This window comes from Mycobacteroides sp. LB1 (genome assembly GCF_013449725.1).
Classification (GTDB): domain Bacteria; phylum Actinomycetota; class Actinomycetes; order Mycobacteriales; family Mycobacteriaceae; genus Mycobacterium.
In genome coordinates this window covers 1,676,419-1,689,743 of the sequence record NZ_JACCFF010000001.1, presented here as the reverse complement: position 1 = coordinate 1,689,743, position 13,325 = coordinate 1,676,419, and the positions used below count along the sequence as shown (strand labels likewise).

The 13,325-nt window shown below is 64.1% G+C and carries 14 protein-coding genes and 1 tRNA gene; 8 read left to right on the top strand and 7 right to left on the bottom strand.

Features of this window, described 5'->3' with window-relative positions; genetic code table 11:
- Positions 1-175: 175 nt before the first annotated feature.
- Together MLB1_RS08225 and MLB1_RS08220 are read right to left on the bottom strand one after the other, a co-directional pair.
- The gene (locus MLB1_RS08225) at positions 176-421 is read right to left on the bottom strand and encodes a hypothetical protein (protein ID WP_180749169.1); all 246 of its coding nucleotides are present in this window, start codon (positions 419-421) and stop codon (positions 176-178) included.
- 14 nt (positions 422-435) lie between these two features.
- A complete protein-coding gene (locus MLB1_RS08220; protein WP_180749168.1) occupies positions 436-1,917 on the bottom strand; it encodes a hypothetical protein in 1,482 nt (493 codons plus the stop codon).
- Between the two features lie 251 nt (positions 1,918-2,168).
- Between MLB1_RS08220 and MLB1_RS08215 the strand changes: the two genes are divergently transcribed.
- Complete coding sequence (locus MLB1_RS08215; protein ID WP_371750573.1) at positions 2,169-2,318, top strand: hypothetical protein; 150 nt, start codon at positions 2,169-2,171, stop codon at positions 2,316-2,318.
- Between the two features lie 83 nt (positions 2,319-2,401).
- Here MLB1_RS08215 and MLB1_RS08210 read toward each other — a convergent pair.
- Positions 2,402-2,475 (bottom strand) — tRNA-Gly (locus MLB1_RS08210).
- A 437-nt stretch (positions 2,476-2,912) separates the two neighbouring features.
- Between MLB1_RS08210 and MLB1_RS08205 the strand changes: the two genes are divergently transcribed.
- Together MLB1_RS08205 and MLB1_RS08200 are read left to right on the top strand one after the other, a co-directional pair.
- The gene (locus MLB1_RS08205; protein ID WP_180749764.1) at positions 2,913-4,190 is read left to right on the top strand and encodes a trypsin-like peptidase domain-containing protein; all 1,278 of its coding nucleotides are present in this window, start codon (positions 2,913-2,915) and stop codon (positions 4,188-4,190) included.
- Positions 4,191-4,380: 190 nt separating this feature from the next.
- Positions 4,381-4,593, top strand: a complete 213-nt coding sequence (locus MLB1_RS08200) for a CsbD family protein (protein WP_180749167.1) — start codon at positions 4,381-4,383, stop codon at positions 4,591-4,593.
- Positions 4,594-4,617: 24 nt separating this feature from the next.
- On the opposite strand, the gene MLB1_RS08195 is transcribed toward MLB1_RS08200, so the two are convergent.
- The 3 genes from MLB1_RS08195 to MLB1_RS08185 all read right to left on the bottom strand — a co-directional run bounded on the left by MLB1_RS08195 (position 4,618) and on the right by MLB1_RS08185 (position 7,808).
- Positions 4,618-5,421, bottom strand: coding sequence for a transglutaminase family protein (locus tag MLB1_RS08195; protein WP_180749166.1), 804 nt, complete (start codon positions 5,419-5,421; stop codon positions 4,618-4,620).
- 117 nt (positions 5,422-5,538) lie between these two features.
- Positions 5,539-6,426 carry a formylglycine-generating enzyme family protein gene (locus MLB1_RS08190; RefSeq protein WP_180749165.1) on the bottom strand — a complete coding sequence of 296 codons (888 nt, stop codon included), beginning with the start codon at positions 6,424-6,426 and terminating at the stop codon, positions 5,539-5,541.
- A gap of 17 nt (positions 6,427-6,443) precedes the next feature.
- Positions 6,444-7,808, bottom strand: coding sequence for a DoxX family protein (locus MLB1_RS08185; RefSeq protein WP_219602595.1), 1,365 nt, complete (start codon positions 7,806-7,808; stop codon positions 6,444-6,446).
- A 140-nt stretch (positions 7,809-7,948) separates the two neighbouring features.
- Between MLB1_RS08185 and MLB1_RS08180 the strand changes: the two genes are divergently transcribed.
- Complete coding sequence (locus MLB1_RS08180) at positions 7,949-8,368, top strand: MmpS family transport accessory protein (RefSeq protein ID WP_180749164.1); 420 nt, start codon at positions 7,949-7,951, stop codon at positions 8,366-8,368.
- Here MLB1_RS08180 and MLB1_RS08175 read toward each other — a convergent pair.
- Positions 8,361-9,260: an alpha/beta fold hydrolase gene (locus tag MLB1_RS08175; RefSeq protein WP_180749163.1), complete on the bottom strand. Its 900-nt coding sequence runs from the start codon at positions 9,258-9,260 to the stop codon at positions 8,361-8,363. The genes MLB1_RS08180 and MLB1_RS08175 overlap by 8 nt on opposite strands.
- Before the next feature lie 83 nt (positions 9,261-9,343).
- On the opposite strand from MLB1_RS08175, the gene MLB1_RS08170 reads away from it, so the two are divergent.
- From MLB1_RS08170 to MLB1_RS08155, 4 genes are all read left to right on the top strand, one after another.
- Positions 9,344-10,000: a L,D-transpeptidase family protein gene (locus MLB1_RS08170; RefSeq protein WP_180749162.1), complete on the top strand. Its 657-nt coding sequence runs from the start codon at positions 9,344-9,346 to the stop codon at positions 9,998-10,000.
- 43 nt (positions 10,001-10,043) lie between these two features.
- The gene (locus MLB1_RS08165) at positions 10,044-10,724 is read left to right on the top strand and encodes a L,D-transpeptidase family protein (RefSeq protein ID WP_180749161.1); all 681 of its coding nucleotides are present in this window, start codon (positions 10,044-10,046) and stop codon (positions 10,722-10,724) included.
- A 79-nt stretch (positions 10,725-10,803) separates the two neighbouring features.
- Positions 10,804-11,373 (top strand): dCTP deaminase, encoded by a 570-nt coding sequence (gene dcd / locus MLB1_RS08160; RefSeq protein WP_180749160.1) that lies wholly within the window; start codon positions 10,804-10,806, stop codon positions 11,371-11,373.
- Between the two features lie 113 nt (positions 11,374-11,486).
- Entirely contained in the window at positions 11,487-13,253 is a 1,767-nt protein-coding gene (locus tag MLB1_RS08155; RefSeq protein ID WP_180749159.1) for a hypothetical protein, read from the top strand.
- The last annotated feature ends 72 nt before the right edge of the window (positions 13,254-13,325 follow it).

The window sequence follows — 13,325 nt, the reverse complement described above, 5'->3', positions numbered from 1 at the left end:
GGTCTGCTCAGTTGTCGATACAGATATATCGCTACGGCCAGGCATACTGCGCCTACCACTCCTGTCGGACACACGAAGAGCAGCTTCGATCCCGAAACAAGGCCCACGATGGATCCAATTATCGTCAGAACAGACCCAACCGCTATTAGGGCGACCGGCAGTCTTGGATTCGACTTCACCGAACGTGGGCGCCGCCAGGCCGCCGGCGGAAGAATCGGATAGCGCCCCAGACGCACCCCGCTACCAGGGCGATTCCGAGAGCACTGACTCCCCACCATAGGTATGAGGATGTGGTGGGGTGATGGTCGAACCTGAGCATCGATTCTCCGTAGCCCTGCAACACGATTCCCAACCCGGTCAGGTAGACACCAACGAGCAGCCCGATCAGCAGCAAGGTCGCCGTAATGATCTTCTTAACCACGTTTGAGACCCCTTCTATTTGATGACGACAGTCAGCGCGCCGGAGATGGCTGCTGTGTGGCAGTTTTCGAGCACATCGGCCTCTGTGGAGTTCTCACCGTATGCGATGCCCGCGGCGTTGTTCGCCAGGTCCATCTTGACACTGGGGCTGTTTTGGTCGTTGCCCTCTTCATGTCGGTTGGTGAACTCTCGAGCCTTGTCGGCACCGTGCTTGATGGTTATCAACCCCGCCCAGGCGCAGTGCCTGAAAGCATCCGCCCTGTCGTCTTCTCCCTTATCGTCTGGGAACAACGCCCGTTCTTGCTCTTCCGCTTTATCTCCCAAGCTTTGAACCGAGTCGCATATCTTCCACCGGGACGGTGCCGAGCAGTACCGCCACTCAGGCCAATTCGCTCCACCGCCCGGAAAGTCCTGTGTCTCTGGGGCATTCTGTCCACAGCGAGCGCCATCGGAGCCCAGCTCGGCGTAGTTGGCGGCATCAGTGGGAGTAATGGTGTCAGCCTGACCACTCATCAACGCTCCGGGCGAGCCTGTGTCGGGCAAGCCCACGGCGTGGCCCAGCTCATGCAGCAGCACCTTTGCCATGTCAGCCGGCGCCACCTTGGCGACATTCACCACGATCGTGGCCGGTTTCCCATCCTTCGCTGCGGTGTAGCTGCTCGGGCTGCCGGGGTGATTGGGTTCGGAAATCTCTTTGATCACCAGATCGGGTGCCCCACTGGCCTTTTCAAACAGAAAGCGCCCCATCTTGTTCCACTTACCGATCGAAGATCCGAACGCATCCAGGGCCGAGCCCTGGTAGTCGTAGGCGATGCGCCCGTTGCGGACAGCGCTGGTGTTCGTCGTGGCCTGCGCGCAATCCTGCTTTTTGTCATCAGAAGGCCGAGCCGATTCCGAGGGCTGACTCGTCCGCTGGGTTTGACTCGGTTGTTGAGTCTGGGTCGGCTGCTGTGTCTGCGTGGGAGCCTGGGTTAACGTCGGCGTAGGTGCCTGACTCTGGGGCTGCTGGTTGCCTTGTTGAGGCGCATTCTGCTGCGGTGCTTGGTAATCGGGGTTGGCTTTACCCGGCCCTTCCGTGTACGGAGTCGCCGTCTGGTAGTCGGGAATCTGGGTCCCGTGCTGAGGTTGCTGCCCTTGCGGTTGCTGCCCGCCTTGCTGGCCAGGTGCTTGCTGAGGCGCCCCTTGGGCACCCGTGTTGTAGATGGAGATCCCGCTGTTCTGGTCCAACGGCGGCTGATTGATACCGCCCTGGTAGTCCGGCTGTTTAGGGGGCAGCCCCGGAGGCTGGAACTGACCGCCATTCATTCCGCCTGGGTCAGGCCCGCCTGTGGGGCCCGTTGGGTCTGCCGCGCCCGTGGCGATCATCGAGAAGCCGCTACCCGGGGTTGTGTAGTCGCTGGTCACCTTGACCCCACCAACGATTACAACCGCCACGGCCGTCACTGCCAGCGCTCTGCGCAAACCTGTAGACACCTGCCAACGATGCTTAATGACCACGAGATGAACCCCTCCGCGTAAAACCCCACAGGCGACTTCAAGTAGCCGCAGTAGGACTATCTCACACCATAACGGCGATTGTCTAGGAACTAAAAGTTTGCTAGACCGGTTTGAGTTGCCCCCAGCCGTGAGTGTCGCATGCGGATTAGGCGAATCGGCCAGCAATCTGCCAGGATCGTCGCTGGTGCCGCTCCCGTCGTTCCTCGGACCCCCCAGATCGGGGGCGGCGCCCTCGGCTCCGGGAATACACCGTGGTGGCCGAGGAACTGGGGATCGACGCGGCACAGCAGTCTCTTGGGCATGCGCAGCGGGAGACCACCGAGCGGCATTACGTCCAGCGATCTACGTCGGGGCCGGATACCCGTGCGGTACTGGATAATTGGGCTGGCACACAGAACTGAAGATCGAATGTACGGGTAAAGTACGGAAATTCGGAGGTGTGCGGTCAGCTAGCTAACTCAAAAAGCTTGTTTACCCGCATGTTTGGAGCCGATGACGGGAATCGAACCCGCGTATTCAGCTTGGGAAGCTGATGTTCTGCCATTGAACTACATCGGCGATGCTGAAGTGTGAGCGTAGCGGATGGCCAACGAATGGCCAGACTCCGGGCTTTAGTAGAGACGGAGGGCATGCGAGTCGCGGGGCGGATCCGGTGACGACGGATGCCCAATTGTCTGTTTCGGCCTCCCCGAAAAGTCTTGGGTTGCAGAGAGGAAATTCTCAGCCTGACCTCAGTGGATGCAGGCACTCTGACAGTGCGTACCAGAGGCGGACAGTGCCCTGACTGCATCTTGAGGAAGAAGGAACTATCCATGAACTACCAGCCTGGGCATCCGCCGTACGGAAACGAATTCCCATTGGGGCAGCACGGCTATCGGCAGATACACGGTGCATCGCCTGATACCCGGACACGCTACGCCTATGGCGAGACATTCCCGGACCGTGCCGAACTGGCTCCGAACCCCCTGCGCCGGAAACGTCTTCGCGCCATGGGGTTGACTTGCGGCGCCGTTGTGGTGGCCATCGCCGCCAGCGCCACCACGGCCGTCGTCGTGGTGAGCCGCTCCGGGCACCCCGCCCCCGTAGCGCAGGTATCGAGCCCAGGAGTCCCCGGAAAGCCATCACTGCCAACGGGTTCAATAGTTGGACAACCGGGCGGCACGCCTGCAGGCAACTCGGTCGAAGAGGTCTCGGCCAAGGTGTTGCCCAGTGTGGTGCAACTCAAGGTCCAAAGTGGGCAGCAGGGCGAGGAGGGGTCCGGCATAGTCCTGAGCGCCGACGGGTTGATCCTGACCAACAATCACGTCGTGGCCGCAGCCATGTCGGGTAGCGGCGATCTGGCGCCCTCGGCTCCCGCGCCCCGCGGGCCGCGCTCTAACCTTCCGCCCGGCATCCTTCCCGGCGAACAGCTGCCCGGCGGTTACCGGGACGGGCACGACGGCCAGGAACCGGATGGCTCCGATGGGCCCAGCACCCGGCCTTCTGTCCGCTCTAGTAACGGCGTCAAGGCGACGGTGACCCTCGCCGACGGCCGTACGGTGCCGTTCACCGTGGTCGGCGCCGATCCCGCCGATGACATCGCGGTGGTCCGTGCCCAGGGCGTTTCCGACCTCACCCCGATCACCATCGGTTCGTCGAAAGACCTGAAGGTCGGACAGAACGTTGTCGCCATCGGCTCGCCCCTGGGTCTGCAGGGGACGGTGACAACCGGCATCATCAGCTCACTCCGTCGCCCGGTCGCTACCGGTGATGAGCAGAGCGGCCAACATTCGGTGATGAGTGCCATCCAAACGGATGCGGCTATCAACCCCGGCAACTCCGGCGGCGCGCTCGTCGACATGAACGGTGCGCTCATCGGTGTGAACTCGGCGATTGCTTCGCTGTCCGGGGGTCAGGACTCGCAGGGCGGCGGCCAGGCCGGCTCGATTGGCCTGGGCTTCGCCATCCCGGTAGATCAGGCGAAGCGCATCGCGGACGAACTGGTTTCCACCGGGACTGTGCGGCAGGCCTCGCTGGGCGTGCAGCTCGGCTCCGACCAGAACACACCTGGCGCGCTCGTGGCAGGAGTTATCCGCGGCAGCGCGGCGGCAACAGCCGGCCTGCCCAAGGGTGCCGTGATCACCAAGGTCGACGATCAGGTCATCGACGGCCCCGACGCTCTGGTGGCCGCGGTTCGCTCCAAGGCTCCAGGGGACAACATGACGCTCGTCTACGACGACCCATCGGGAGCGTCGCGGACGGTCCAGGTGACCCTGGGGCAGTCGGAAACGTAACGGTCGCTGACGACTCAGTCCCGCGCGAAGGCGGCCTGCGCGTCCGCGTCGTCAGTGAGGCGGACTCATGGCACCGGCGGGATTCCGTGCGTAGTGTCGAAGATGGCGTTGACGATAACTGCCGGAAATCGATGTGATGAACCTTCGGCTCACGCCTGTCTAGGGTGGAATACAGAAAGGGTTGAAACACATGGGAATTGCTGACGACGCAAAGAACACGGCGGATGACCTCAAGGGCCGTGCCAAGGAAGCTGTTGGAGCGGCGACCGGTGACGAAGATCTGAAGGCCGAAGGCCAGGTCGATCAGGGGATCGCCGCGGTCAAGCAGAAGGTGACCGATGCGGCGGACAAGCTCAAAGAAGGCGTGGACGCCCTCAAGGACAAGTTGACCGGGAACGCCTAGCGCTTCCGGCTGCTTGCCCGGGTGTCATCGCATCGAGATGAGTTGATCGATGTGATCCTCGGGTAATTCACCGTCAACCACGGCGGTAACGAACGTTTCGTTCAACACGATTTGTCCGCCGTGGTTGTCGAGGAATGCCGTGTCGGCGGCGTCCCGTCCGGTGGTAATCCGAACCATTGTTTCTCGGGGTGCCAGGCAGGTGGCGTCCACTACTCGCCATCGGTTGTCGACGACGGCCTCGGCGACTGCGTGAAAGTCCATGGGATCACAGCCCGGCGCGTACACCGCAACAAGCCGGGCCGGCACTTTGACGGCTCGCAACAGCGCCACCACCAGGTGTGCATAGTCGCGGCAGACTCCCGCCGCCGCCAAGAGGGTATCGACGGCACCGTCGATGGGGTCACTCGATCCTGGTGAATACGTCAGACGTGCACCGACCCAGGACGAGACCTTCTCCAAGAGAACTCGGGGTTCGGTGTGCTCACCGAATTCTGTTGCCGCGAAACCATAGAACTTGTCGGCCTCGGCGTAACGACTCGGGCGCAAGTACGTCGACAGGTCCGCGGCCTCGACAGGTACTTCGTCGGCCTGTCCGAGAATGGTTGCCGCATAAGAGACTTTGAGATTGCCCCCACCGACGTAGAGTCGGTGGATGCGGTTGCCGTGTTCGCCCGCGACCTCCTGGGCCTCCACCTGCTGTCCGTTCAGCTCCAGCGACAAGCTCTCCGTTACCTGGGCGCCAGGTAACGGCGCCACAGCGATCTGGAACTCCAGTGTCGATGCCGCCAGGACGTCCACGTTGAGCTGGGCTCGAACATCGCGCTTCATACCGTTCCTCCCCATAAAGTCAGTGGGCCCGCTTGTCGTGTCGAGCTACAAATGTGCTGGTTGGGACGACCGTACCGGCTGAGTGCCCTATTGGCACAAGTGGCGGCGACGGGCCCACTAGGACCGGTCGACCACGCAGCGGAAACCGATATGGGTGGTCGCGCTGTCTTGCGACTGTGGTGAGCGTGCGGCGGGCCGGTAGCGGTGGCAGTACTCGGGCGCGCACAGATGCGAACCGCCCTTGAGCGTCTGGTTCACCGAGGGATCCGGGTCGTTGGATGGGCTGCAGCACGATTTCGGCGCGGCCACCCCCGGCTCGAAACGGGTCGACGTCCATTCCCACACGTTGCCGATCATGTCGACAAGGCCAAACCGATTGGGTGGGAAGGTGCCTACAGGAGAGGTACCGCGCCAGCCCAGTGCCCCGTCGTTGCGATACGGGAACTTGCCCTGCCAGGTGTTGGCCATCAATTGCCCGTCCGGGGCCACCTCATCGCCCCAGGCATAGATCGTGGCACTGCCGCCGCGTGCGGCGTACTCCCATTCGGTTTCGGCAGGCAGCCGCCGGCCCGCCCAGCGGGCGTAGGCCACCGCGTCGGTGTAGGCCACCTGCACCACTGGATGATCTGTGGCGCAGTCGATATCGCTGTCCGGACCGAATGGGCGCCGCCAGCAGGCGCCCGGAACCCAGTCCCACCATTGCTGCCAGTCGCGGAGATTGACGGGGCCGCCCGTCGCGCGGAATGTCATGGCCCCGGGTACGAGATCGTCGGGCGCGGCACCGGGGTAGAGGGCTGGGTCCGGGGCCCTTTCGGCGACGGTCACGTACCCGGTCTGCGCGACGAACTCGCCGAACTGAGCGTTGGTGACGGGGTGGCTTTCGATCGCGAAGGCATCGACCGAAGCGATGCGCTCGGGCATCTCCTCGGGGTAGAAGGTGTTGCAGCCCATGGGAAATGACCCACCCGGTAATTCGATCAGTTCGGTCAGTGGCACTGCCGCCATGTATTGGTTCTATCAGATCACCGGTTGTAGGGCGCTTCCTGCACCCAATTGAAGCCGCGTTCCACGAGTGGGAACGAGTTTGGGTCCATCCTGGTGACGCGCAGATGGATCGTGTGCCCCGCGTAGTCGTCGCCGTCGACGATCATTTGGTTCGGTTGCCCCGGCCACCAGTACGTCAGCCTGATCCGCACCGGGCTCTCCTGGTAGGTGCCCAGCTCGATTTGGTGGGTGAGATCGATGAGGTGTTTCCGTGTGTCGATGGTGCCGCCGAAGACCTCGAACGAATCGTCCATACGCTGCACCGTCACCATCACCGGGGCGGACACATGGAATGGCTTATCGAATATCACTCTGCGCCAACGGATCTTGTCGGTTAGTAGCGGATCGCGGGAATAGCCCTCGGCGGAGAAGGTCTCCACCTGCCAGATGCCGTAAAGGTTGGGTGTGGGTCTGGTGAACTGTTGCCATCCCTGCCCGCCGAACGCGGCAAGCAGCGCCAGGCCCACGCACATCTGTGCGGCGAGCGCGATCCGGTTGGCCCGAGGGTGCGTGAACAGCTGCATTGTCGTGGCCGCTGGAACCGCGCGATCGGTGAAGAAGGCCGTCAACAGCCGCCGTGCGTAGGGAGCCAGTAGGAAAAGACTCAACAGCAGCAGCTGTGAGGACACCGTTTTGAGGCGGATGTCGTAGGTCATGTTGAGGATGAAGACCTGTGTCAGGTCGACGACACACACGAGGGCCCCGGCAGCGGCGGTTCGGGGCAGCAGCAGGAGCAGACCGCCGAGTACCTCGGCGAGACCGAGCAAGATTTGGTACGGCTGGGACACTCCTACCTGCGCCCACAGCACTCCGGCGGGGCTGAAGTTGCCGTACGGCTCGACGAGCCGGTTGAGCACGAAGGGCATCTGCGTCGGGATTACCTTCGCCATCCCGAAATAGAACATCGCGGTGGCGAGCACAAGCCGCAGGACCGTCCAGACCCATGCCTGTAGGCGGTCGTAGTGTTGCCGGTTTCGGTCGAGCACCGTCCAGATCGCCGTCGCGATGGCAGCCAAAGCGGCGATGCAGATCAGCGCCGTCCATTGGAATGCGCTGTCGCTGCCTACCTGGGTGCTCTGGACGCTCAGGCCGAGCAGATGTTCTCCGATCCACGCGATGGGCGCGCGGACCGCGTGGAACAGTCCGCGGATAGCCGACCATGGCCCGTCGATTCCAATGCCCGCCAGGATGATCGGGACGAGCCCCACCACTACCGCCAGGCCGAACGCGCCGAAGTAACAGGTCCCGAACCGGAAAGCGACCAGCGTCGCGGTGCCCCACCCCGGCCGCACGTGGCCCTCGCCCTCATCGCCGACTAGCGCGGCGCCCCCCTCGTTGCTCATCACCCCATAGTCCGGACGGAGAGGGATTTGCTCAAGTATTCGCCGGACAAGTGCTCTCGATCACGGCCTCAGCTGGCGCCCAGAAATCGCTGTAACCTGCCTAACCATCTGTAACCCGAACTGACATCACGAGGTGTTCCATGACCGTCCGTCAACTACTCGCCGCGTCCGCCGTGGCCTCAGCCTGGGCGCTCAGCTTCCCGGCATCGGCACACGCGGACGACAAGACGGTGACCTACGAGATCGTCTCGTCGACGGCGACCACCGCCAATGTCCAGTACTACGACGGCACCGAATTGCAGGCGACCGACAATGTCACCCTGCCGTGGAAGGTGGACGCGACCGTCGGCGATCTGTCCCGTGGCGCCAAGAAGCCCAACCACGCGGAGGTCAAGGCCGACTGGCGTTCCGGCTCGACACCGGATGCGGCCGTCACGGTCCGCATCTATCTGAACGACAAGGTGGTCTGCCAGAGCACGACCGGTACCGGTGAAGCCAGCTGCAATTACGCGACCTTCTCGTCCTACCTGGACACGGCCCCGCCGGCACCGCCTAAGTAGTCACCCGGTCGATGTGTTCGAAGAAGTGCGTCAGCACCGCCTCGGGCGCCTCGATCTGCGGCCAATGGCCGATGTTGTCGTCAAGTAGCACCACGTCGGGGTCGTGAATGACCTCGAGATAGCGCTCGGCCATATGCCGTCCGGAGTTCGGGTCGATGGGCCCGTCGATCAGCCGCATCGGTACGCCGGTTTCGCGCATGGCACGCACCCATCGGCTCCGGTTGGTGTACCGGTCGGTGATGAACCGGCCCACCTGATGCGTGACGCGCGCGCCGTCGTTGTACTCCAGCACCTGCTGAAAGAGAGATAGCAGCCGTGACGACGGTTTGGTGTCGGGGCCGAACATCTCGCTGACGGCGGCATCCAGAATGCGGCGCGACAGCGGCGTGCCCTGGAATCTGCTTGTCAAGTCGCCCAACGGTGTTCGTGACATCAACGTCTGTACGATCCGGGGGCGATAGGCCTCGATGAAAAGGCCGCCGTTGAGCCATGTCACCGAATCAATAGGCACCCGACCCCGCGACTGTTCCTCGAATTCGAAGCGCGCCAACAATTCCTGGCCCACCGAGTTCCCCAGGTCATGGGTGAGCAGGTGCACCCTTTCGATGCCCAGATAGGACAGCAGCGCCTCATGCATATCGGCGTGATCGAGAACCGAGTATCCGTACTGAACGGGCTTGTCGGAGAAGCCCATTCCGATCATGTCTGGGGCGATGACGGTGAACCGCTCCACCAGCTTCGGCCAGATGAGGGCCCAATCCCATGAGTTGAAGGGATAGCCGTGAACGAGTAACAGGGGAGGCCCGCTGCCCTCGACGCGATAGAAGATGTCGAAACCCAAATAGTCGAAGTAATGCCCGGCGGCTTTCCATTCTTCGAGCTCAGCGTCCATCGCCGAAGTATACCGATCGGTCTGTGGCGTAACCGTGTCCCAACCTTGACGGGCTGGAGAACAACATCGGCCAGGATGGAGTCGTGTTCCGTCTTCTGACGCTGCCATGCGCCGCCCTCCTTGCTCTGGCCACCGTGCTTGTCGCACCCCCCGCCTCCGCTGAGCCCTTCGTGCCCTGGTTCGCCCAGTCCGTCGGCAACGCGACGCAGGTGGTCGCGGTCAACGGCGCTGGCGGCTCCAAGGCCAAGATCGACGTGTTCCAGCGCAGCGGCAACGAATGGAAGGCCGTGTCCACGGGAATCCCTGCGCATGTGGGCTCGGCCGGATTCATCGACAAGGCACGCGAAGGGGCGTCGGCCACCCCCAACGGCGTCTACTCGCTGGACTGGGCCTTTGGTACTGCACCGCCGCCCCCGAGCGGGCTGCGCTACGTCCAGGTCGGACCGAACGACTGGTGGGACGGGGATAGCAACAGCCCCACGTACAACACGCATCAGCAGTGCGCCAAGGCCGAGTGCCCGTTCAACACCTCGCAGAGCGAGAACCTCCCGATCCCGCAGTACAAGCACGCCATCGTCATGGGTGTGAACAAGGACAGAGTCCCCGGCGGCGGCTCGGCCTTCTTCGTCCACACCACCGACGGCGGCGCGACCGCGGGCTGCGTATCTCTCGACGACGCCACCCTGGTCCAGTTGATCGGCTGGCTGCGGCCGGGAGCGGTTATTGCCGTTAAAGGTTAGTTACTAACAGGCGTTTTCCAGGTTGAGCCATCACCATGGTTGGGTGTCCGCAATCCGCCTGCTGCCGTTGAGCGTTGTGCTGCTGGCTGCGGCATGCGGGACCGGCCCCGGGGTGCAGCCAGCCGCGGTGGTTCCGGCCGCTGCGGCGCAGGCCACGCCACCGCCGTGGTTCGCACAGTCCGTCGGTACCGCAGCGCAAGTGGTGTCGGTCCAAGGGACAGGTGGCACCAAGGCGGTTATCGGCATCTGGCAGCGTGCGGGTGACACCTGGGAACCCGTCGAGCAGGAGATCCCCTCCGATATCGGGGCGGCCGGGTTCGCGGATACCGCGAGCGATGACAGCCCGGCGACCCCCACGGGTGTGTTCAGCCTTGACTACGCCTTTGGTACCGAACCGTCGGTGGCCCGCAGCCTGGACTACCTGCACGTCGACGCCGACGATTGGTGGGATGGCGATCCGGCCAGTGCCGGCTACAACACCCACCAGCGGTGTGCGGAATCCACCTGCACATTCGACACATCGCTGAGCGAGGAGCTCGACGGCTACTCGCGCGCGATCGTCATGGGCGTCAACAAGTCGCACAAACCCGGCGGCGGATCGGCGTTCTTTGTGCATGCATCTGACGGCGGACCTTCCGGCGGTTGCGTGACGCTCGATGACGCCGCACTTGTCCGACTGATCGGCTGGCTACGACCGGGCGCAGTCATCGCCATCAAGGGATAGTCGCGGCGGGCATCGGTCCCGCTCGACGCCACCCGGCCCGAGCCGCTTCGCACAAGCGGCTCATCGGTACGCTCGCCGGGTGCTGCTATCCGATCGCGATATCCGTGCCGAGCTTGACGCCGGACGCCTCGGCATCGACCCGTTCGACGCCACCCTCATCCAGCCGTCGAGCATCGACGTGCGACTCGACAGCCTGTTCCGGGTGTTCAACAACACCCGTTACACGCATATCGACCCCAAAGAACGCCAGGACGAGCTGACCAGTCTGGTCGAGCCGGGCGAGGGGGAGTCGTTCGTGCTGCATCCCGGCGAATTCGTGCTCGGATCCACGCTGGAGATCTGCTCGCTACCCGATGACCTCGCGGGAAGGCTGGAAGGAAAGTCCTCGCTGGGACGTCTGGGCCTGCTGACCCACTCCACCGCGGGATTCATCGACCCCGGTTTCTCCGGACACATCACCTTGGAGCTTTCGAACGTCGCCAACCTGCCGATCACGCTGTGGCCGGGTATGAAAATCGGGCAACTCTGTCTGCTGCGCCTGACGTCTCCGGCCGAACATCCGTACGGCAGTGCGGGGGTAGGGTCGAAGTACCAGGGGCAGCGCGGTCCGACCCCGTCGCGCTCCTACCAGAACTTCATCAACCCCTAGCCGGGGTAACGCGTCAGCCGGCATGGCCGATACACAATCGGCGGCAATTTGAACTTTTTGGTGGCCCTGACGCGTTGATCGTGTGACGGTCGATTGGTAGCGGAGGATCTGACGTGGACGTCGTACTTGGTGTCTCGATGACACCGACGACTGCCCGGCTGGTGCTCGTCGAGGGCGCGGGTGCAGACGGCAGAATCGTCGACACCGACACCATCATCGTCTCCGAGGGCGAAGGTAGCGCCAGCGACCAGGTGCTTTCCGCGATAGTGGGCACCCGCGACGGCATGATCGACGGGGGTCATCAGCTGATCTCCACCGGTGTGGTGTGGAGCGATCACGCCGAGGCCGCCGCGCTACGTGACTCCCTGGCCAGCCGCGGGATCGACGGTGTCGAGTTCTTCTCCGCACTGCATGCCGGAGGTGCACTCGCCAAGGCCGCCAGCAATGTCACCGGATACGAGAAGTCGGCGCTGCTGGTCATCGAACCGGAGAACGCGACCCTCGCCGTGGTCGACTCCGCCGACGGATCGATCGTCGGTCTGGCCAGCGAGCCGCTCATCACCGGGGTCACCCCCGGGGTCTTGGCAAGCCTGGTGAATCCGCTCAAGGGCCAGGAGAACGCACCCGACGGGGTGTTCTTGCTGGGCCTGGGCACCGACGTCTCCGATCTCACCGATCCGTTGGGAGAAGCGATCTCCCTTCCGGTGAACGCCCCGGACCAGCCCGAACTGGCCTTGGCCCGCGGCGCCGCGCTGGCGTCGGCACAGGAACCGGATTTCGAGGCCAGTACCGCGCTTTTGGGACAGGCCTACTCGCTGGAGGGGCCGACGGGGTCGGGCTTTGTGCACCCCGGAGCAAGCACAGTGGTCACCGAAAGTGCCGGTGGGTTCGGGGACGCGAAGACCGAGCTGCGCGAACTCGAGGACTTCGATGACCAACCGGCCGAGCGTAAACCGTTCCTGCTGGTCGGTGCGCCGCTGCTGCTGGTTTTCGGCATCTGCTCGATAGCGCTTGCCGTCTCGTTGACGGTGACGGTGCGCTCCACGGTGGACCAGGGACCGTCCTCGCCGGACCGCGCCGTCGTCCAGAACCCGGTGCAGAACGCCCTACCGCCCGAGGGGCCCAAGCAACCCCCACCGGCACCCGTCGAGGTGCCCGCACCCGCCCCCGTACAGCAGGTGGTGGCGCCGGCTCCGCAACACAACCCCGCGCCTGCGGCAGTCAAGCCCGCCGCCCCCGTCCAGCCCGCTCCGCAGGCACCCGCGCCCGCGCCGGAGGCGCCACCACCACCGCCGGCGGCACCGGCCCCGGAGGAGCCCGTGCCGGTCGCACCGCCGCCCGCCATCGTGCCGGTGCCGATTCCGTTGTTCCCGCCGGTCTGGGAACAGCCGAGGCGCCAGGAGAATCCGTGGTGGCCGCCGCCGCGCACCCGGCCGACCTACGCACCGCCCACCTACACCCCGACGTGGTCGCCTCCCACTCAGACGTGGACCCCGCCGACACAGACGCAGCAGCCACCCATCATTTCGATTCCCGGCCTGCCACCCATCGGGGGCGGCGATTCCGATAACGGTTCCTCGGGAGGCTCCCGCGGCGGCTCGCGCGGAGGCTCCGACAGCAGCTCCGGTCGTGGTGGCTGGGGTGACAACGACTCCGGCAGCAGCCGCGGGGGCTGGGGAGACAGCGGGTCTTCCCGCGGCGGCTCTGACAGCGGTTCTCGTGGTGGTTCCGACAGCGGTTCCTCGCGGGGCGGCCGGGGCGATAGCGGCGGGTCACGGGGCGGTTGGGGCGATAGTGGTGGCTCGCACGGGGGCGGTTCCGGCAGCGGATCCAGTGGTGGATCGAACTCGGGATTCCCCTGGCCGTTTGGCGGGCGTTAATATCCGCTAAATCCTGAATTCACTGTGCTTTTCGCCGTACATCCGGCGTTAGGGCACCGATGGTGCGGCGTA